Source organism: Variovorax sp. UMC13 (assembly GCF_014170375.1).
Classification (GTDB): Bacteria; Pseudomonadota; Gammaproteobacteria; order Burkholderiales; family Burkholderiaceae_C; genus Variovorax.
Window position 1 is genome coordinate 26188 of sequence record NZ_LZZW01000011.1, and the last position, 16192, is coordinate 42379.

Genomic DNA, 16192 nt, shown 5'->3' on the forward strand with positions numbered 1-16192 from the left:
ATGTCCGTCACCGCAGGTTTCAAAGGGTGGGGGAAAGTGGCGTGCGGGCCGGGCGCCGAACAACAGCCAAACCAGGGGAGTGAAATTGACCGGAGTGTTTTTCTGTTCTCGAGAAAGACCTCGCGCATGCGTGGCGCAGTGTGCGTGGCCGTGTCGACCTTGGCGCTGCTGGGCACGCAGGGCGCCTGGGCTGCGTGCTACCGCCAAGCAGGGGTGACCGCGAAGACCGTGACCCTGAACATGGGCAAGGTGTTGATTCCCAACGATCTCGCTGTCAATGCGGTCATCGTGACAAGGGACTTTCCCATCACGGTTCGAGGCGCAAGGGAGCAGCTGTTCGGTTGTCCCGGTGGTGGCACGCTCAGCGGCGTGATGCTGCAGGGAGCGCCCATCGAAAGTGGCTCCAGGATCTACACGACGGGTGTGGCAGGCGTGGGCATTCGCCTGTCGACGGTATTGACGGGCACGACCACCTACCCTTTTCGATCTGTGTTTCGCCAGAGTTCGGGCGTCTATCTCAGGGCCGGGGACAAGTACACGGTGGAATTGATCAAGACCGCTGCTGTCACCGGCAATGGCCCGCTGGCGACGGGAACCTATACCCAGATCTACGGTGACGGTGACAGCGTGTCGATGCTGACGGCGGTGCTCACCGGCACCGGCACGACCGTCATCACGCCTTCGTGCACCGTCGACGCCGGCTCGCGCAACATCCCGGTGAACTTCGGCCAGGTGGCGACCACCCGCTTCAGCGGCCGCAGCAGCACGGCGGGTGCCCGCGACTTCAACATTCGGCTCAACTGCAGCGCCGGCCAGAACGCGCAGAACACGGTGCAGATCAAGATGGATGCGACGGCCGACCCCGCGAACGTGGACGGGGTGTTGCGCCTCACCCAGGCCGCCGCCGGCACGAACACGGCGGTCGGCGTCGGCATCCAGATCGTCGATGCCAGCACGAAAGTGGCCGTCAAGTTCGGCGACACCGTGGACGTGGGTCCGTCGAAGGACGGCAGCTATGTGCTGCCCTACACCGCGCGCTACTACCAGACCGGCGACACGGTGACGCCGGGCCAGGCCAACGGCACGGCGACGTTCACGCTCGACTACCGCTGAGCCTGCCTCAGCGGCCCACGCGCTCGCGCAGCTCGCGCTTGAGCACCTTGCCGATCGCGCTGCGCGGCAGCTCGTCGATGAAGTGCAGCTGCGCCAGCCGCTGGGTCTTGCCGAGCTGGGCGTTGGCCCACGACAGCAGCGCGTCTTCGGCGGTGGCGTCGCCTGCGCGGCGCACCACGAAGGCCACCGGCGTCTCTCCCCACTGTTCGGAGGGCACGCCGATCACCGCGACGTCGGCCACGGCCGCATGGCCGCGCAGCACGGCCTCGAGGTCGCTCGGGTAGATGTTGAAGCCGCCGCTGATGATCATGTCCTTCTTGCGGTCGAACAGCGTGAGGAAACCGTCGGCGTCGAAGCGGCCCACGTCGCCGGTGCGGATGAAGCGCTTGCCGGTGGCGTCGAACCACTCGGCCTCGCGCGTCTTCTCGGGCTGGCGGTGGTAGCCGGTCATCATGCCGCCCGAGTGGCCCACCACCTCGCCGGCGGCTTCGGTGTCGTGGCGCGGGAGTTCATTGCCTTCCTCGTCGATCAGCCGGATGTCGCTGCCTTCGGCGGGCTGGCCCACGGTGTGCAGCTTGGTGGGATGCAGGTGCGCTTCGAGCACGCAGGTGCCGCCGCCCTCGGTCATGCCGTAGAACTCGATCAGGCCGCCGGGCCAGCGCTTCAGCACATCGGCCTTGAGCGCGGCATGGAAGGGCGCGCTGGTGCTGAACTTGAAGCGGTACGACGAGAGGTCGTGCGCGTCGAAGGCCGGGTGCGCCATCAGGCGCTGGTACTGCACCGGCACGAGCATGGTGTGGGTCACGCGCTGCCGCTCGGCCAGTTGCAGGTAGCCCAGCGCATCGAACTTGGGCATCAGCAGCACGCAGCCGCCCAGCGCGAGCGTGGGGAAGAACACCACCAGCGTGGTGTTGGAGTACAGCGGCGTCGACAGCAAGGTGACGGTGTCGGGGCTGTACTCGTATTTCGCGCCGCGCTGCACGTGCGCCCAGCGCATGCCGTGGCCCTGCACGATGCCCTTGGGCTCGCCCGTGGTGCCGGAGGAATAGATGATGTTGAAGGGCCACGCGGGCTGCACCTCGACGGGCGCGGGCTGCGCGCCGGCCGGCGCGAGCCAGGCGTCCAGGCCGAGGCCCACGGCAGAGCCGTCGAGTGCCACACACACGATGCCGCCGGCCTGCGCAGGACCGATCACTTCGGCCGCCGAAGCGTCGCTGAACAGGATGCGTGCATCGGCGTCCGCGATCATGCGGGCCAGACTCGCGGGCGTGGAGCCAGGGGCCAGCGGTGCCACGGCGACGCCGGCGCGCAGCGCGCCCAGGAACACCGCCGCGTAGTGCACCGACGAGGCGGCGCAGATCGCGATCGCGTCGCCGGCCCGCAGGCCGTCGCGCTGCAGGCTGGCCGCCACGCGGTCCATCAGCGCGTCGAGCGCGCGGTAGTCGAGCGCGTGCGTGGCGTCGGCGAGCGCGGGGCGCTCGGGCGTGTGCTGCGCGTGGAGGCGGACCAAGTCGGCGATGGCGACGAAGGGGCGCGCCATGGCCGCCTGAAGGGTGGGGTGCAGTTGCAAAATCAATCCTTGCTCGAGGGCGATGCAGCAGGATAGCGAAGCGCCCGCCGGACGCCATCACGTTGGCGACCCTGGAGGCGCCCGGCGCGCGTCGTCAGTTGGCGCTCAGGGTGTCGGGTCCACGATCGCGCGGTGCCGAACATCCCGTCGGCGCGGATCCTTGACCCCAGGGGTTCTCGTGCACATCATCTGTACGGCATGGAGGCAGCGGCGCGGGCTTCATCGCCTCCGTGCCGAGTGCGATCGTGCGGCTCGGGGTCTGGCACCTGCGCGCGACATCACCTGGACCGGGCCGGGCCACAGGCCACTTCGTCCCTCACGCAAGGAGCTTCTCATGGGTCTACTCGACATCCTCCAGCAGGCCATCGGCGGCAACAACGCCGATGCCCACATCGACCAGGTCACGCAGCACGCCTCGACCGACGAGATCGGCGCCGGGCTGGCCGCGGCCATGCGCTCCGACCAGACGCCGCCCTTCGGCGACATGGTGGGCCAGCTGTTCGGCAACTCGTCACCGCAGCAGCAGGCGGGCCTGCTCAACCAGATCCTGGCCACGCTGGGGCCGGCGGCCGCATCGGCGCTGGCGGGCGGTGCGCTGGGGCGGGTGCTGCAGCCGGGCCAGACGCAGCTCACGCCCGACCAGGCCTCGCAGCTGTCACCCGACCAGGTGACGCAGATCGCCGAGCATGCGCAGCAGCAGCATGCGGGCGTGATCGACGAGGTGAGTCAGTTCTACGCGCAGCACGCGGGGCTGATCAAGACGTTGGGTGGCGCGGCGCTGGCCATCGCGCTGGCGAAGATGAAGCAGAACGCCACCCGCGGATAGCTCGGGCAAGGCTCCGGCGCGGACCCGGTTTGCACGGAGCACGCCGGGCGTGGCGGGGCGGTGCTGCTCAGCCTTCGAGATCCTTCGCTTGCTGCACCAGCAAGTCCATGACCTTGCGCGTTGCCGCCGGAAGCTGCCTGTCGGCCATCCAGACCAGACCGACATTCATCGACACGGAGGGGAGCTCCAGGGAGAGGATCGAAAGCTCTCCGCGGCGCACGAAGTACCGCGCCAGATGCGCCTGCATGAAGCCGACCGAATCCGTCAGCTGCAGCACACCCAGGTTCGCCAGCGTGGACACCGACTCCAGGTGCCGACGGGCGACATGGACCTGGTGCTCGGCCATGAAGTTGTCGATGGCCGAGCGAACCAATGAGCCCTTGCTGGGCAGGATCATCGGATGGTCCGAAAGGTGCTTCCAGGCCGGCTTGCGCACCTTGGTCAATGGATGCCCGGGCCGTACCACCACGACGGTGGGATCTTCGTAGAGCTTCTCCGTGCGGTACTCGGAGCCGATGCGCTTGGCCGGCAGGAAGCCGATCACGAGATCGATCTGAGCGCTGCGCAGCAGGGGCAGCAGGGATTCCATCGTGCCTTCCCGAACCGCGATCGTGACGCCGGTCACATCCGTTTCCTCCTCGAGGGTCGCGACCAGGCGAGGGACGAGAAAGACGGCGGTGGAGGGCAGGGCGCCCAAGGCCACGCGTGTGAGACGTCCGCCACCGATGTCCTCGAACTCGGCATGCGCATTGCCCAGGCTTTCCATGATCTCGCGTGCATGGCGTACCAGCACCGTGCCGTACTCCGTGGGTTCCAACCCGCGGGCCGTTCGTTCGAAGAGCGGCGCTTCCACGCCTTTCTCGATGGCCGCCAGCATCTTGGAGATCGCCGGCTGGGTGACGTGCAGGTGCGCGGCCACCCGTGCGGCACTCCGGTAGTCGTCCAGCGCGACGAGCAATTGCAGGTGCCGCAGTTTCAGTTGCGCGCGGATGTACCAGTCGAGGTGAGGCATGGCTTGACGCGTTTGGGAGTCATTACCTCATGGTAATGGCAGAGGCCAAACAACTCAATTTACCTCATGTCTTCGTTCGCCCAAACTGCGGCCAGTCCTTCGAAAACACCGCCTCTTCTTCCTCACCTTCTCCTCGCCATGAGCACCAGCAAGCAACGCATCATTTCTCCGCACGTGGCCGAATATCCGCCCGGGTATTGGTCGAATTGCATTCGTGCGGGCAACACCCTCTGGCTGTCCGGGTTCACCGCGCGGGCAGACGACAGGACGACGATCCTGGGCGTCGGCGACGCCTATGAACAAAGCCGCGTGATCTTCGAGAAGGTCAGGAACTGCGTCGAAGCCGCCGGCGCCGGCATGGCCGATGTCGTGAACATGACCATCTACGTGACCGACATGGCCGACAACAAGCAGGTCTGGAAGGCCCGTCAGGAGTTCTTCGAAGGGGACTTCCCCGCTTCGACGCTGGTGCAGGTGGTCGCGCTCGGCACGCCCGAGATCCTGGTGGAGATCGCCTGCCAGGCCATCGCCCCGCCGCAGGCGGACTAGGGCCGCTGCGGTCGAGACGGAAGCGGCAGCCATGAAACTCGTGTCCTACCTTTCTCCCCAGGGCGCCGGCTTCGGCGTCGTGCGCGCCGATCGCTCCGTGGTCGATGTCTCGCGTCGTCTGGGGCCGGCGTGTTCCACGCTCAAGGATGCCCTCGCGCAAGCGCGTCTTCCGGAGATCGCGCAATGGGCCGACACGGCGATGCCCGACTACGCGCTGTCGCAACTCACGCCGATGCCCGTCATCGGGCGGCCCGGCAAGATCGTCTGCGTCGGTCTGAACTATCTCGCGCATCGCCTCGAGGGACCGCATTCGCCGGAAGCGAAGGCTCCGGCCATCTTCCTGCGGCTGCCCGAGTCGCAGGTGGGGCATGACGGCAACATGGTCTGCCCACTGGAATCCGACGCCTTCGATTTCGAAGCCGAGGTGGCCGTGGTCATCGGCCGGCGCGGACGTCGCATCGCCGTGGAGGATGCCGCTGCGCACGTGGCCGGTCTCTCGGCCTACAACGACGGATCGGTGCGCGATTGGCAGAGCGCTGCCGGTCAATGGGCGCCCGGCAAGAACTTCCCGTCCACCGGCGCCTTCGGGCCATGGCTGGTGACCACGGACGAGTTGCCGCTGGAGCGGCCGCTGTCCCTGGTGTGCCGCGTCAACGGGCGGGAGATGCAACGCAGCAGCACCGACCTGATGATTTTTCCGATCGGGCAACTCATCGCGCACATCTCCACCTTTTGCACCCTGGAGCCGGGCGACGTGATCGTGACCGGCACGCCCGGTGGTGTCGGCATGCGCCGTTCGCCGCCGGTATGGCTGCGCGACGGCGACAGCGTGGAAGTGGAGGTCGAGGGCGTCGGCGTGTTGCGCAACACCGTGCGAAAGGAGCGCCTTCCGAATTGAAGCGTCTGGCGTCTTTCTCCCCCAGTGAACTCCATATGACCGACAACAACCCACCCGACCTGAAAACGCTGGAAGTCCTGGTCCGCACCACGGCACTCGATGCCGCGGACTGGATCGACTTCCCCGCCTATGGCTTTCGCCAGTACTTCCTGTGGAAGAACACGCTGACCGGCGCCAGCATTGCCTTGCTCGAATACCGCAAGGGCGGGTGCATTCCGACGAAACACACCCACGCGTCCAACCAGTTCATGTACTGCCTGGAGGGCGACTACGAATACACGGACACGGGCCTGCGCCTGACCGCCGGCTCGTTCTACATGAACCCGAAGGGCCACCCGCACGGCCCCACCCTCGCGCACGAGCGCAGCCTGCTCCTCGAGATCTATGACGGTCCGCACTACCACGAGAAGCCCGTGTTCCACACCGACGAGACCATCGGCGGCTTCCTGAGCAAGGGTTGAGCCCATGCCACAAGATTTCGTTGCTTCGGCATCGACGGCAGCGCACACCGATGCCGCCGTCAAGGTGTCCGTGCGTGGTGTGACCAAGCGCTTCGGCGCCACGCTCGCCGCCGACCATATCCATCTCGACATCCGCGATGGCGAGTTCCTGACACTGCTGGGCGCCAGCGGCTGCGGCAAGACGACGCTCATGCGCATGATCGCCGGCTTCGAGCGGCCCGACGGCGGCCGCATCCATATCGACGGGCGCGACGTGACCGACCTGCCGCCGCGCGCAAGGCACCTGGGCATGGTGTTCCAGCAGTACTCGCTCTTTCCGCATATGACGGTCGCCGAGAACATCGCGTACGGCCTGAAGGCGCAGCGCATCGATGCGCATCGGATGGCGCAGCGGGTCCAGGAGATGCTCGAACTGGTGCAGCTGCCCCAGGTGAGCGAGCGCCGACCCGGGCAGCTCTCCGGCGGCCAGCAGCAACGCGTGGCACTTGCGCGGGCGCTGGCCACGCGTCCGTCGGTGCTGATGCTCGACGAGCCGCTGGGGGCGCTGGACCTCAAGCTGCGCCGGCAGCTGCAGACGGAGCTCAAGCGCATCCACCGCGAAACCCGCACCACCTTCCTGTTCGTCACGCACGACCAGGAGGAAGCGCTTCATCTCTCGGACCGCATCGCCGTCATGCGCGGTGGGCAGATCGAGCAGCTGGCGGATCCCGCCACCCTCTACACGCATCCGGTCAGCGAATTCGTGGCCGATTTCATCGGTGACATCAGCTTTCTGGCGGGGCGCCACGAGCCATCGACGCGGACCTTCCATCTCGGCGATTCGCTGAGCGTGCCGGTGCACCTCGCGCGGCCCGCGGGGCCGGCGCGTCTCGCGGTGCGCCCGGAGCAGGTGCGACTGAGCGAACGCGCCGGTGCGCTGCGGGCGACGGTCCGCGAAGTGGTCCCCGAAACCGGCAGCACGCTGCTGCATCTGGAACTCGGCGACCGGCAGCCGTTGCTGGCGCGGGTGCTCGGCCTGCCGCAGGGGCGGTCGCTTCTCGGGCAGCAGGTGCGCGTGACGCTCGACGATTGCAGCCTGGCCTTCGACGCGCCATGAAGCGAGCCGCAATCCCTCGCCAATGGCGCGTGGTGGCGGCCCTGGCGCCCGCGCTGCTCATGCTGGTGCTGCTGCTCGTCCTGCCGCTGGTGGACATGACCGCCATCAGTTTCCGCCTCGAGAGTTTCGGCCAGCTCCTGCCGGGCTTCACCGCGCAGAACTATCGGTCCTTGCTGGGCGATCCGGACAATCTGGCGCTGCTGGCCAAGACCCTCGGCATCGCCGCAGGGGTGACGCTGCTATGCGCGATCCTGGCCTTTCCGCTCGCGGCCGCGGTCGCCTCGGCCCCCGAACGCTGGCGTGGGTTGCTGTACTTCGTGGTGGCCGCGCCGCTGCTGGTCAACACCGTCGTGCGCAGCTATGGCTGGCTGCTGATCCTGGGACGGCAGGGCCTGGCCAACTCGCTGCTCATGTGGACCGGCCTGATCCGGGAGCCGCTCTCGCTCAGCGGAAACATGTGGGGCGTGGTCATCGGCGGCACGCAGGTGTTCCTGCCCTTCATGGTCCTGTCGCTGACCACGTCGCTGCAGGCCATCGACCGGCGGTTGCGCGAATCCGCAGACATCCTCGGGGCCGGCCCCGCCCGCTCCTTCGCCACCGTGACCCTGCCGCTGTCGACGCCCGGTCTCATCGCCGGATCGGTGCTGGTGTTCAGCATGATGCTGGGCGCCTTCGTGACGCCCCTCATGCTCGGCGGCAGCGCCGTCAAGTACGTGTCGGTACAGGTCTACACCGATGCGCTGGTGCTGTTCAACCTGCCGCGCGCCACGGCGCTCTCGCTGATCCTCACCGTCGTCGTGCTGGCGGCCTACGCCGTGCACAAGCGCGCCATCCGCCGGGTCGAGGAGGCCCTTTCCTGATGACGAAGGTCTCGACCGAAGCCCTGTGGCGCCTGGCCGCCCGGCTCTGTGCCGGCGTGGTGGCCCTGTTCCTGATGCTGCCGCTCCTCGTCGTGGTGCTGTTCAGCTTCAGCGAGCGCTCTTACTTCAGCTTTCCGCCCACGGGCTTCTCGCTCAAGTGGTACGGCGCGGCCTGGCAGTCGGGCCTGTTCCTCGCACCGGCGGCGCGCAGCCTGGCGCTGGCCGTGCTGGCCACGGCGCTCGCCGCCGCGTTCGCCCTGCCCGCCGCGCTGGGCGTGCGGCGCATGCGTCCGGGCGTGCTGCGCGGCGTGATCGAATTCGCCTGCCTGTCGCCCCTGATCGTGCCCGCGCTGATCATCGGCATCGCGTTGCTGTATTCGCTCACGCGCCTGCGCCTGATCGACACCTTCACCGGCCTGCTGGCCTCGCACCTGCTGCTGGTCTTCCCCTTCATGTTCCGGGCCCTGCTCACCAGCGCCGTCGCATTGCGGCCGTCGCTGCTGGAGGCCTCCGAGGTCCTCGGTGCCAGCCCCGCCACCACGCTGCGCCGGGTCGTGCTGCCCGCGCTCGTGCCCGGGCTGGTGGCCGGCGGCATCTTCTCGGTGATCGTCTCGCTCGACCAGTTCACGGTCAGCCTGTTCGTGACCCAGTCCGAGCAGGTCGTGCTGCCGGTGGCGCTCTACAAGTATCTGTTCGACGTCAACGATCCCGTGGCGGCCGCCGTGTCCACCGTGCTGGTGGTCTTCGGCCTGCTGGCGGCGGTCGTCATCGACCGCCTGGGCTGGTTGCGACACCTGGCCGGTAGCGGCGCCTGACATCCCTCGACCACCCCCTTGCCAACCCCGGAGCCACCATGCCTCAATCGCTCGACCGACGCCGATTCCTCGGCGCTGCCATGTCCCTGCCCGCCGCGGGCCTCCTCTCGACGCTGCCCGACCTGGCCCTCGCACAGACGGCGGCGTTGAGCATCGGCTGGTACCCGGGCCTGCTGGGCGGCAACTTCCGCCGCAGCTTCCTCGACACCTTTGCCGGCGGGAAGGAGGCACGGGTCATCGAGTCCTTCGACAATGCCCGCTTCACGCAGATGCAGGCCAACCGCGCACAGCCGAGCTTGCACGTGGGCGTGTTCACCGACGTGCTGCTGCCGCTGATCGCCAAGTCCGGCCTGGTGTCGGAGATGGACCCGCGCCGGATCCCCAACATGGCACAGATGGACGAGCGGGTCCGCCTGCCCGTGGGTCACTTCGCCATGCCGGTGACCTATGGCACCTGGGGCATCGCCTACAACGCGAAGAAGCTCGGCAAGCCCATCATGGGGTGGGCCGACCTGCTGCGCGACGATCTCAAGGGCCGGGTCTCGGCCCCCAACATCACCTACAACTCGTCCGTCTACACGCTCGATGCGCTCGCGGCGCTCAAAGGCGGCAGCATCCGCTCGCCGGAGGCCGGCCTGGAGGGCATGTACCAGGTCCGCACGCGCGGCCCCGGCCTCTGGGACCAGGAAAGCATCGCGGTGGGATGGCTCAAAAGCGGCGAGATCTGGGCCACGCCCTACTTCAGCGGCAACGTGCTAGCCATGATGCGCGACCCGGACCTGGCGGACCTGCGCTTCTGCGTGCCCAGCGAAGGCGGCTATGCGTTGCCCATGAGCGTGGTGCGGGTCGTCAATCCGAGCGCGGGGGAGCAGCCGGAGCGGTTCATCGACCACATGCTGGGCGTCGAGGCGCAGGAGGCCTGGGCTCGGATCGGCAACGCCAGGCCGGTCAACAAGAATGCCAAGGTCCCGGCCGAGGTCGCCGCCTCCGTGCCGACCGCGGACAAGCTGCGCAACGTGGACTGGGGCTTTTTCGCCGAGCGTCGTTCGGCGATCGTCGACCAGTGGAACAAGGTGGTGAATCGATGAGCACCGCCAGGCGGCAACTGCTGGCGCTGGGCGCCCTCCTTCCGCTGGCCGCCACCCTGCGGGCACAGGCCAGGCCCGAACAGCTTCGGATGCTGGTGCCCTACGCGCCCGGCGGCGCGGCCGACACATTGGCGCGCGCCCTGGCCGAGCGGCTCGGTGCCGCCGACGGCGGCGTGCCGGTCCTGGTGGACAACCGTCCCGGCGGCGGTACCGTCATCGCCAGCCAGGCCGCGGTCACGGCGCCGGCGGATGGAAGGACCCTGTTGCTGGTGGGCGCCAGCTTCCTGGTCCAGCCGCACCTGCTGATCAAGCCGCCCTACGATGCACGCAGGGATTTCGAGCCGGTGCTGCTCTGCGCGTCCAATCCGCATCTGCTGGCGGTGCATCCCAGTGTGCCGGCCGCCAACCTGCGCGAATTCATCGCCTGGGCCAAGGCCCATGCCGACAAGGCCGCCTATGCGTCCTTCGGCCGTGGCTCCTCGGGGCATCTGGGTTTCGAGCTGCTGAAGAAGCAGGCCGGCTTCGACATGCTCCACGTGCCCTACAAAGGGGGCGCGCCGGCGCTGCAGGCGCTGCTGAGCGGTGACGTGTCCGCCATGCTCACCGATCTGCCGCAAGCCTTGCCCTTCGTCCGCAGCGGCAAGCTCAAGGCCATCGCGGTGGGCTCCGCGCAACGCGACGCATCGTTGCCGGAGGTACGGACCGTGTCCGAGTCGGGCGTGGCCGGCTTCGTCTCGGAGTCGTGGTTCGGATTCGTCGTGCGCAAGGGGACGCCGAAAGGACGTCTTGACCCGCTCCACGCGGCGCTGGCCGCTGCCTTGGACGCGCCGGCGGTGAAGGCGGGCATGGACGCCATCGGGCTTCGCCGGATGGGCGGGACGGCCGAGCGGTTCGCAGCGTACCTGGAGCGCGAGGCGTCTCGCCTCGTCGAGGCGCTGCGCTTTGCCCGGGTCGAGCCCGAGTAGGGGCCGCGTTCAGCGGCCTGTGCCCACGGCTCAGACGCCGGCCGCGTGCGCCTGCTCGTCCGCGTGGTAGCTCGAGCGCACCATCGCGCCCACGGCGGCGTGGCTGAAGCCCATCTTGTAGGCCTCTTCCTCGAACATCTTGAAGGTGTCGGGGTGCACGTAGCGGCGCACCGGCAGGTGCGAGTTCGAGGGCGACAGGTACTGGCCGATGGTCAGCATGTCGATGTCGTGCGCGCGCATGTCGCGCATGACCTGCAGAATCTCTTCGTCGGTCTCGCCCAGGCCGACCATGATGCCGCTCTTGGTCGGCACGTTGGGGTGCAGCGCCTTGAACTTCTTCAGCAGGTTCAGGCTGAACTGGTAGTCGCTGCCGGGGCGCGCTTCCTTGTAGAGGCGCGGCGCGGTTTCGAGGTTGTGGTTCATCACGTCCGGCGGCGCGGCCTTGAGGATCTCGAGCGCGCGGTCGTCGCGGCCGCGGAAGTCGGGCACGAGAATTTCGATCTGCGTCATCGGCGAGAGCTCGCGGATGTTCCGGATGCACTCGACGAAGTGGCCGCTGCCGCCGTCGCGCAGGTCGTCGCGGTCCACGCTGGTGATCACCACGTACTTGAGGCGCAGCTTGGCGATGGTACGTGCCAGGTTCAGCGGCTCGTCCTTGTCGAGCGGGTCGGGGCGGCCGTGGCCCACGTCGCAGAAGGGGCAGCGCCGCGTGCACTTGTCGCCCATGATCATGAAGGTCGCCGTGCCCTTGCCGAAGCATTCGCCGATGTTCGGGCAGGAGGCTTCCTCGCACACCGTGTGCAGGTTGTTCTCGCGCAGGATCTGCTTGATCTCGTAGAAGCGCGTGGTCGGCGAGCCGGCCTTGACGCGGATCCATTCGGGCTTCTTGAGCACCTCGCCCTGGATCACCTTGACCGGGATGCGCGACAGCTTGGCCGCGGCCTTCTGCTTGGCCAGGGGGTTGTAGGTTTCGGCGCTCTGGGCGTCGCGAACGACTTCGGTGGTGCTCATGGCGAGATCAGGGAGCCAGGCCGGTGGCGAGCTTCTGGCTCAGCACGTGCGCGGCTTCTTCCCAGGTGGTGTGGACACCGATTGTAGAAAGATCGACGGTGCGCAGTCCGGCATAGCCGCAAGGGTTGATGCGCGAGAAGGGTTCCAGGTCCATCGCCACGTTGAAGGACACGCCGTGGTAGGTGCCGTGGCGCGCGACCTTGATGCCGAGCGCGGCGATCTTGCCCAGGCCGCGGAAGGGGTCGCTGGCGGGGAAGGGGCCGGTCAATGCGGCATGCGAGAACGGGTCGTCGAGCCGCACGTAGATCCCGGGCGAGCCGGGCACGCGGTGGCCGGTCACGCCGAAGTGGGCCAGCGTGCGCAGCACCGATTCCTCGATGCGGTAGACGTACTCCTTGACGAAGTAGCCGGCGCGCCGCAGGTCGATCAGCGGATAGGCCACCACCTGGCCCGGGCCGTGGTAGGTGACCTGGCCGCCGCGGTCGGTCTGCACCACCGGGATGTCGCCGGGGTTCAGCAGATGGTCGGCCTTGCCGGCCAGGCCCTGGGTGTAGACGCCCGGGTGCTCGCAGACCCACAGCGCGTCGGGCGTGTCGGCGTCGCGCTCGGCGGCGAAGGCGCGCATCGCCTCGTAGCTCCGGAGGTAGTCGACGGGGCCCAGCAGCGTGACCGCCAGCGGCGGGCGCGCGAGCGCCTCGAGGCTCACAGCACCACCTTGACCATCGGGTGCGTGGACAGGGTGCGGTAGATCTCGTCGAGCTGCTCGCGGCTGGTCGCCGTCACGTTGAGCGTCACGCCCAGGTAGTTGCCGGCCTTGCTGGTGCGCAGCTCGATGGTGCTGGCGTCGAAGCTGGGATCGAAGCGCTCGGCCACCTGCGTGAGCGCGTGCACGAAGCCGTCCACCTTGGGGCCCATCACCTTGATGGGGAAGATCGAGGGGTACTCGATCAGCGACTCCGTCGGGGCGGCGGAAGGGGTGGTCGTCGGGGCGGCGGCAGAGGGCGGCGGGGTCGTCATGGAGGGAAGGCGAGTATGTCAAGCACGTGAAGTTCCCCGCTGACCTGCTTGGTCATGGCGGAACGGGAGGGGTTTTTACTTATAATCAATGGCTTTGTAAAATTCAGCAGCCTTCGGTGACTGGCGGTGCACATTCCAATGACGACAAGCACTCCTGAATCCGAGATGGATGCCGAAGACTCCGATTTCAAGCCGCTCACCGCCGAACAGGCGCAGCAGCTGCGAGAAGCCAATCCCGAACCTTCGCCCTGGTGGGTGATCGTGGCCCAGGTGGTCGCAGGATTGGTCGTGGCGGGCATCGGCTGGGGTTGGACGGGTCGGCCGGAGGTCGGCATGTCCGCACTTTACGGGGCATTGGCAGTGGCCATCCCGGCGGCGTTGTTTGTCCGGGGTGTCTTCGCGGGTACGAGGAGGGGTGCATCACAGGATGCGCCGGCATCGGCCGCGATGCTGAGATTTTTTGTCTGGGAGCTGATCAAGCTGGCGCTGACCATTGCCTTTCTGGCGGCGGCGCCCTGGGTGATCGGCAACCTGAGCTGGCTGGCGATGCTCCTGGGCGTCGTGGCGGCATTGAAGATGTACTGGGTGGCCCTTGTGGTGCGGCCCAGATTGTTGAACCGGATTGATTCTTTAAAGAGACGCTGAAAGATGGCCGCAGAAGGACACGCACCGACCGCGAGTGAATACATCGTTCACCATTTGCAGCATTGGCAGGTGAACTGGAATCTCGAACCGGTCACGCAAAAGGCGATCGTTGACTTCAACGTCATCAACCTCGACTCGGTGCTCTACGCACTGGTGATCGGCGCCATCGGCTGCTTCGTGCTGTGGCTCGCCGCGCGCAAGGCGACCGCCGGCGTGCCCGGCCGCTTCCAGGCGGCCGTCGAGATCCTGGTCGAGATGGTCGACAGCCAGGCCAAGGCCAACGTGCGCAACGCGCAGAGCCGCAAGTTCATCGCGCCGCTGGCGCTGACCGTGTTCGTCTGGATCTTCCTGCTGAACGCCATGGACATGCTGCCGGTCGACCTGCTGCCGGCGCTGTGGGCCAAGTTCCACGAAGCCTCGGGCGGCGATCCGCACCATGCGTTCATGCGCGTTGTGCCGACCGCCGACCTCTCGACCACGCTGGGTCTGTCGACCTCCGTGCTGCTGCTGTGCCTGTTCTACAGCATCAAGGTCAAGGGCCTGGGCGGCTGGGGCCACGAGCTGATCACGGCACCCTTCGGCGCGCACCCCGTGCTGTGGCCCATCAACCTGCTGATGCAGGTCATCGAATACCTCGCCAAGACCGTCTCCCACGGCATGCGGCTGTTCGGCAACATGTATGCCGGCGAACTCGTCTTCATGCTGATCGCACTCATGGGTGGTGCGATGGCAGCTTCGTTCTCGGGAGTGCTGTTGCCTATCGGGCACATCATTGCCGGAACCGTCTGGGCGATCTTCCACATCCTGGTGATCACGCTGCAGGCATTCATTTTCATGATGCTCACACTCATCTACTTGGGTCAGGCGCATGAGGGCCACTAGGCCTGGTTACCGCTTCGCTTTCCGTTTTTCTTTTCGCTTTCAATCTGTAATCTAAGGAGTCATCATGGCAAACATTCTCGGTCTCGTCGCTCTGGCATGTGGTTTGATCGTCGGTCTCGGCGCGATCGGTGCTTCCATCGGTATCGCACTGATGGGCGGCAAGTTCCTCGAATCGTCGGCACGTCAACCCGAGCTCATGAACGACCTGCAAACCAAGATGTTCATCTTGGCCGGTCTGATCGACGCTGCCTTCCTGATCGGTGTGGCCATCGCCCTGCTGTTCGCCTTCGCCAACCCGTTTGCCGCGACCTTCCTGGCCAACCTGCCCAAGTAAGTCCCGTTCAACGCCACTCTAGAAAGGTGTTGCCGTGAGTATCAACGCGACCCTGTTCGTTCAGGCCATCGTCTTCCTGCTGCTGGTGCTGTTCACGATGAAGTTCGTGTGGCCGCCCATCGCGAAGGCGCTGGATGACCGTGCACAAAAGATCGCCGCGGGCCTGGCGGCCGCCGAGAAGGCCAAGGCGGAACTCGCTTCGGCCAACCAGCGCGTCGAGCAGGAACTGGTGAAGTCTCGTCACGAGACGACCAACCTGCTGGCCGACGCTGAGCGCCGCGCCCAGCAAATCGTCGAAGAGGCCAAGGGCCGTGCCACCGTGGAGGCCAACAAGATCGTGGCCGCCGCGCAGGCCGAAGCCGAACAGCAATCGGTGCGTGCCCGTGAGGCCTTGCGCGAGCAAGTCGCCGCGCTGGCCGTCAAGGGTGCCGAGCAGATTCTCCGCAAGGAAGTCAATGCCGGCGTCCACGCCGACCTGCTCGACCGCCTGAAGACCGAGCTCTGAGGACGCCATGGCCGAACTCGCCACCATCGCCCGTCCGTATGCCGAAGCGCTGTTCAAGGCCTCGGCAGGTGACCTCGCAGGCACGGCCGGCTGGATCGACCAGCTCGCCGCCGTCGCCGGCAATCCGCAACTGCTGCAGTTCGCCGCCGACCCGAAGGTCGCGCCCGAACAGGTGTTCGACCTGGTGTCCGGCTTCGTGTCGCAAGGCTTGCCGGAGAACGGCAAGAACTTCCTGCGCACGGTGATCGACAACGGTCGACTCGCCGCATTGCCCGAGGTCGCTGTCCAGTTCCGTCTGCTGAAGAACGCCCAGAGCGGCGCTTCGGACGCCGTGATCTACAGCGCCTTCCCCATCGACGAAGCCGGTCTGCGCACCGTGGCGGAGTCGCTGGAGCGCCGCTTCGGCCGCAAGCTGAACACGCGCGTCGAACTGGATCCGTCGCTGATCGGCGGCATCCGCGCCGTGGTGGGCGATGAAGTCCTCGACACGTCCGTCAAGGCGCGTCTCGAGCAAATGAAAGCAGCGCTCACCGCTTGATGCGGCG

General features: G+C 67.0%; 20 protein-coding genes. 15 read left to right on the forward strand and 5 right to left on the reverse strand.

The features are described 5' to 3' along the window. Positions 1-1113 (forward strand): fimbrial protein, encoded by a 1113-nt coding sequence (locus tag A9977_RS07030; protein WP_259651857.1) that lies wholly within the window; start codon positions 1-3, stop codon positions 1111-1113. 7 nt (positions 1114-1120) lie between these two features. Here the strand turns inward: A9977_RS07030 and A9977_RS07035 are convergent, their stop codons facing one another. Then, the gene (locus tag A9977_RS07035) at positions 1121-2653 is read right to left on the reverse strand and encodes a class I adenylate-forming enzyme family protein (RefSeq protein WP_183024451.1); all 1533 of its coding nucleotides are present in this window, start codon (positions 2651-2653) and stop codon (positions 1121-1123) included. Between the two features lie 364 nt (positions 2654-3017). Here A9977_RS07035 and A9977_RS07040 point away from each other — a divergent pair, with 364 nt between their 5' ends. Further along, positions 3018-3509 (forward strand): hypothetical protein, encoded by a 492-nt coding sequence (locus tag A9977_RS07040; protein WP_183024177.1) that lies wholly within the window; start codon positions 3018-3020, stop codon positions 3507-3509. A 67-nt stretch (positions 3510-3576) separates the two neighbouring features. On the opposite strand, the gene A9977_RS07045 is transcribed toward A9977_RS07040, so the two are convergent. Continuing rightward, on the reverse strand, positions 3577-4521 hold the full coding sequence (locus A9977_RS07045) for a LysR substrate-binding domain-containing protein (RefSeq protein WP_183024178.1): 945 nt from the start codon (positions 4519-4521) through the stop codon (positions 3577-3579). 138 nt (positions 4522-4659) lie between these two features. On the opposite strand from A9977_RS07045, the gene A9977_RS07050 reads away from it, so the two are divergent. The 8 genes from A9977_RS07050 to A9977_RS07085 all read left to right on the forward strand — a co-directional run bounded on the left by A9977_RS07050 (position 4660) and on the right by A9977_RS07085 (position 11253). After that, complete coding sequence (locus tag A9977_RS07050; protein WP_183024179.1) at positions 4660-5070, forward strand: RidA family protein; 411 nt, start codon at positions 4660-4662, stop codon at positions 5068-5070. Positions 5071-5101: 31 nt separating this feature from the next. Next, a complete protein-coding gene (locus A9977_RS07055) occupies positions 5102-5968 on the forward strand; it encodes a fumarylacetoacetate hydrolase family protein (RefSeq protein ID WP_183024180.1) in 867 nt (288 codons plus the stop codon). Positions 5969-6003: 35 nt separating this feature from the next. After that, on the forward strand, positions 6004-6429 hold the full coding sequence (locus tag A9977_RS07060) for a cupin domain-containing protein (RefSeq protein ID WP_183024181.1): 426 nt from the start codon (positions 6004-6006) through the stop codon (positions 6427-6429). 4 nt (positions 6430-6433) lie between these two features. Then, complete coding sequence (locus A9977_RS07065; RefSeq protein ID WP_183024182.1) at positions 6434-7525, forward strand: ABC transporter ATP-binding protein; 1092 nt, start codon at positions 6434-6436, stop codon at positions 7523-7525. After that, the gene (locus tag A9977_RS07070) at positions 7522-8385 is read left to right on the forward strand and encodes an ABC transporter permease (protein WP_183024183.1); all 864 of its coding nucleotides are present in this window, start codon (positions 7522-7524) and stop codon (positions 8383-8385) included. Before A9977_RS07065 ends, A9977_RS07070 begins: the two co-directional genes overlap by 4 nt. Next, positions 8385-9200, forward strand: a complete 816-nt coding sequence (locus A9977_RS07075; protein WP_183024184.1) for an ABC transporter permease — start codon at positions 8385-8387, stop codon at positions 9198-9200. The genes A9977_RS07070 and A9977_RS07075 overlap by 1 nt, the downstream gene beginning before the upstream one ends. 80 nt (positions 9201-9280) lie before the next feature. After that, a complete protein-coding gene (locus A9977_RS07080) occupies positions 9281-10288 on the forward strand; it encodes a PotD/PotF family extracellular solute-binding protein (RefSeq protein ID WP_183024185.1) in 1008 nt (335 codons plus the stop codon). Beyond that, positions 10285-11253: a tripartite tricarboxylate transporter substrate-binding protein gene (locus A9977_RS07085; RefSeq protein WP_183024186.1), complete on the forward strand. Its 969-nt coding sequence runs from the start codon at positions 10285-10287 to the stop codon at positions 11251-11253. The genes A9977_RS07080 and A9977_RS07085 overlap by 4 nt, the downstream gene beginning before the upstream one ends. Positions 11254-11283: 30 nt before the next feature. On the opposite strand, the gene lipA is transcribed toward A9977_RS07085, so the two are convergent. The 3 genes from lipA to A9977_RS07100 are packed head-to-tail and all read right to left on the reverse strand — an operon-like array spanning position 11284 to position 13281. Next, on the reverse strand, positions 11284-12264 hold the full coding sequence (lipA, locus tag A9977_RS07090; protein ID WP_183024187.1) for a lipoyl synthase: 981 nt from the start codon (positions 12262-12264) through the stop codon (positions 11284-11286). Positions 12265-12271: 7 nt separating this feature from the next. Beyond that, positions 12272-12970 carry a lipoyl(octanoyl) transferase LipB gene (gene lipB, locus A9977_RS07095; protein WP_310936101.1) on the reverse strand — a complete coding sequence of 233 codons (699 nt, stop codon included), beginning with the start codon at positions 12968-12970 and terminating at the stop codon, positions 12272-12274. Beyond that, positions 12967-13281 (reverse strand): YbeD family protein, encoded by a 315-nt coding sequence (locus A9977_RS07100; protein ID WP_183024188.1) that lies wholly within the window; start codon positions 13279-13281, stop codon positions 12967-12969. Before A9977_RS07100 ends, lipB begins: the two co-directional genes overlap by 4 nt. Before the next feature lie 165 nt (positions 13282-13446). On the opposite strand from A9977_RS07100, the gene A9977_RS07105 reads away from it, so the two are divergent. The 5 genes from A9977_RS07105 (at position 13447) to A9977_RS07125 (ending at position 16185) form a co-directional block, all read left to right on the forward strand. Further along, on the forward strand, positions 13447-13926 hold the full coding sequence (locus A9977_RS07105) for an ATP synthase subunit I (RefSeq protein ID WP_259651858.1): 480 nt from the start codon (positions 13447-13449) through the stop codon (positions 13924-13926). A 3-nt stretch (positions 13927-13929) separates the two neighbouring features. Continuing rightward, complete coding sequence (gene atpB / locus A9977_RS07110; protein ID WP_183024190.1) at positions 13930-14808, forward strand: F0F1 ATP synthase subunit A; 879 nt, start codon at positions 13930-13932, stop codon at positions 14806-14808. 64 nt (positions 14809-14872) lie between these two features. Further along, on the forward strand, positions 14873-15142 hold the full coding sequence (atpE, locus tag A9977_RS07115; RefSeq protein WP_140844704.1) for a F0F1 ATP synthase subunit C: 270 nt from the start codon (positions 14873-14875) through the stop codon (positions 15140-15142). Positions 15143-15176: 34 nt separating this feature from the next. Then, on the forward strand, positions 15177-15647 hold the full coding sequence (locus tag A9977_RS07120; RefSeq protein ID WP_183024191.1) for a F0F1 ATP synthase subunit B: 471 nt from the start codon (positions 15177-15179) through the stop codon (positions 15645-15647). A gap of 7 nt (positions 15648-15654) precedes the next feature. Next, positions 15655-16185 (forward strand): F0F1 ATP synthase subunit delta, encoded by a 531-nt coding sequence (locus A9977_RS07125; protein ID WP_183024192.1) that lies wholly within the window; start codon positions 15655-15657, stop codon positions 16183-16185. Positions 16186-16192: the final 7 nt, after the last annotated feature.

Excerpts from the sequence above, each read along its gene's own strand:
- A9977_RS07080 (WP_183024185.1), top strand. The coding sequence starts at position 9,281 with ATGTCCCTGCCCGCCGCGGGCCTCCTCTCGACGCTGCCCGACCTGGCC.
- A9977_RS07045 (WP_183024178.1), bottom strand. The coding sequence starts at position 4,521 with ATGCCTCACCTCGACTGGTACATCCGCGCGCAACTGAAACTGCGGCAC.
- A9977_RS07085 (WP_183024186.1), top strand. The coding sequence starts at position 10,285 with ATGAGCACCGCCAGGCGGCAACTGCTGGCGCTGGGCGCCCTCCTTCCG.
- A9977_RS07125 (WP_183024192.1), top strand. The coding sequence starts at position 15,655 with ATGGCCGAACTCGCCACCATCGCCCGTCCGTATGCCGAAGCGCTGTTC.
- A9977_RS07065 (WP_183024182.1), top strand. The coding sequence starts at position 6,434 with ATGCCACAAGATTTCGTTGCTTCGGCATCGACGGCAGCGCACACCGAT.
- A9977_RS07070 (WP_183024183.1), top strand. The coding sequence starts at position 7,522 with ATGAAGCGAGCCGCAATCCCTCGCCAATGGCGCGTGGTGGCGGCCCTG.
- A9977_RS07105 (WP_259651858.1), top strand. The coding sequence starts at position 13,447 with ATGGATGCCGAAGACTCCGATTTCAAGCCGCTCACCGCCGAACAGGCG.
- A9977_RS07030 (WP_259651857.1), top strand. The coding sequence starts at position 1 with ATGTCCGTCACCGCAGGTTTCAAAGGGTGGGGGAAAGTGGCGTGCGGG.
- A9977_RS07060 (WP_183024181.1), top strand. The coding sequence starts at position 6,004 with ATGACCGACAACAACCCACCCGACCTGAAAACGCTGGAAGTCCTGGTC.
- A9977_RS07035 (WP_183024451.1), bottom strand. The coding sequence starts at position 2,653 with ATGGCGCGCCCCTTCGTCGCCATCGCCGACTTGGTCCGCCTCCACGCG.
- atpB (WP_183024190.1), top strand. The coding sequence starts at position 13,930 with ATGGCCGCAGAAGGACACGCACCGACCGCGAGTGAATACATCGTTCAC.
- A9977_RS07075 (WP_183024184.1), top strand. The coding sequence starts at position 8,385 with ATGACGAAGGTCTCGACCGAAGCCCTGTGGCGCCTGGCCGCCCGGCTC.
- A9977_RS07055 (WP_183024180.1), top strand. The coding sequence starts at position 5,102 with ATGAAACTCGTGTCCTACCTTTCTCCCCAGGGCGCCGGCTTCGGCGTC.
- A9977_RS07050 (WP_183024179.1), top strand. The coding sequence starts at position 4,660 with ATGAGCACCAGCAAGCAACGCATCATTTCTCCGCACGTGGCCGAATAT.
- lipA (WP_183024187.1), bottom strand. The coding sequence starts at position 12,264 with ATGAGCACCACCGAAGTCGTTCGCGACGCCCAGAGCGCCGAAACCTAC.
- A9977_RS07100 (WP_183024188.1), bottom strand. The coding sequence starts at position 13,281 with ATGACGACCCCGCCGCCCTCTGCCGCCGCCCCGACGACCACCCCTTCC.
- A9977_RS07040 (WP_183024177.1), top strand. The coding sequence starts at position 3,018 with ATGGGTCTACTCGACATCCTCCAGCAGGCCATCGGCGGCAACAACGCC.
- atpE (WP_140844704.1), top strand. The coding sequence starts at position 14,873 with ATGGCAAACATTCTCGGTCTCGTCGCTCTGGCATGTGGTTTGATCGTC.